This is a genomic window from Salinicola sp. CPA57 (genome assembly GCF_003206035.1).
GTDB classification, from domain to species: domain Bacteria; phylum Pseudomonadota; class Gammaproteobacteria; order Pseudomonadales; family Halomonadaceae; genus Salinicola; species Salinicola socius.
In genome coordinates this window covers 1-1,607 of sequence record NZ_PZJR01000036.1, presented here as the reverse complement: position 1 = coordinate 1,607, position 1,607 = coordinate 1, and the positions used below count along the sequence as shown (strand labels likewise).

The 1,607-nt window shown below is 45.7% G+C and carries 3 protein-coding genes; all 3 read right to left on the bottom strand.

The annotated features are described in order from the left end of the window. Window positions 1–275: 275 nt before the first annotated feature. Window positions 276–917 carry a tetratricopeptide repeat protein gene (locus DOM36_RS19840; protein ID WP_110644160.1) on the bottom strand — a complete coding sequence of 214 codons (642 nt, stop codon included), beginning with the start codon at window positions 915–917 and terminating at the stop codon, window positions 276–278. Further along, on the bottom strand, window positions 898–1,125 hold the full coding sequence (locus DOM36_RS20220; protein ID WP_157958720.1) for a hypothetical protein: 228 nt from the start codon (window positions 1,123–1,125) through the stop codon (window positions 898–900). Before DOM36_RS20220 ends, DOM36_RS19840 begins: the two co-directional genes overlap by 20 nt. Beyond that, window positions 1,122–1,607, bottom strand: a 486-nt coding sequence (locus tag DOM36_RS19835; protein WP_157958719.1) for a hypothetical protein, incomplete at its 5' end; no start/stop codon positions are given. The genes DOM36_RS19835 and DOM36_RS20220, both read right to left, overlap by 4 nt.

Below are 1,607 nucleotides of genomic sequence, written 5' to 3'. Positions count from 1 at the left end.
GCAGCTCCCATGCCTACGCTAAGTAAACCGACACCTGAACTAAACAACCGGTTCCAGTCGGCACCGCTGTTTGTATCGTCCGGAACCTCTAGGCGAACTATTCTAAGTTAGGCGCCCAACGACTGCCGGATCGAGTCCGAAGCATGGAATCGTCGCTGTCACGACAACACCGTTCCCTTCTACCGAAGCGAAGATGATTCAATAAAAAACCCATGGCAAATGCCATGGGTCTTAACTCTAAACTCACACGCCACAGTCTTGGCAAAACAACAACTTCAATTGGCGCGCCGAATAAAACCACCGCCTACCTTAACGTTGTGCTCTTTCTGCCATTCCTGCGATTGGTGAATGGCTTCGTCAATTTGCTCTTGGGTTATTTTTTTTGAAACCCTCTGCTTACCTTTTATGCCAGCCGTACCATAAAGATCATAATACTTATAAGCCTCAATTAAGTCAACTTCGGTACCAACACCCTTCTCGTAACTTTCAGCAAGCGCGCGGAAGCCAACCATGTTGTCATCTTCAAATCTATTAAAGACTGCTTGTTTTAGCCACCAAAAAGACTTCTTTTCATCTTTCTTAACTTGTTTACCTTTTGCATACATATCAGACAATTGGCCTGCAGACTCTCTATCACCTGCATTGCCGGCCTTACTTAGCCAACACACACCCTTGTCAATATCATATGGATAAAGCCCCTGCCACTTTTTACCAACGTAAGCCATTCCTAGCATACGTTGCGCAAGTATATAACCGTCCGCTGCGGACTCACTTGCCAACTCCCTAGATTCTTCCAGATCGCTACTCACACAAATGCCATTGTAATACATAGTAGAAAGTGTATACGCAGCATCGGAAACGCCGTTTTGCCATGCGCTTTGCAAGGAAGAAACTGCTTTACGACAGTTTTTTTTCAACGCGAAACTCTGGCGCCCCCTTTATATAAAAAAGGCCCATCAGGTACTGCTTAAGGCCTAAGTCTTGAGGCGGACTTTCTTCCAAACCCTTATCTGAGAGATTGGCTATTGCATTACTCAAAGCCTTTCCTGTTGGATCTTGAAAAAGAACCTCCCCCCAAGACACCCCAGGCACAACCAACGCTAAAACAATGACAAGAGCTTTCATATCGAAGCATCACCCCCAACTTTAGAATCTTCAAACTCCAACGTTAAAACATCGCCTTTTGACGTACGAGTGTCGGATGCACGGAATCTAACAATAAGATCTACCGAGCTACCTAGCTCCTCCTTCCGATATACATTTGACCACTTCGACATGTAAACCTTGTCCTGCAAATCAAATCCTGGCTGACTTTCATTTCCTTGAGTGGCTGCATACCCAGCGCCATCAGCGACAGTCAAGGTTTCACTGCCACGTTTTTTTTGATAACCCCACTCAAACAAAGTGCTTGCATTCTGACTTTTCGGCACCAGCTGAACTGTCAAGTCAATCACATCCTGCTTTGGAATCTTTAAAACCATTTCAATTACAACAAGATCCTTGATACGCTCTTCCTCTGCTTGCCGAGCATCTTCATCTGAACTGACGCCTAAATAACCACCGGCATGACGCCCCGTCCCCATGTAATTTACCGGATCAGGCGCAGC

What these genes read in the sequence shown, in the direction of transcription:
- DOM36_RS20220 (WP_157958720.1), bottom strand. Translation starts at nt 1,125, where the DNA reads ATGAAAGCTCTTGTCATTGTTTTAGCGTTGGTTGTGCCTGGGGTGTCT.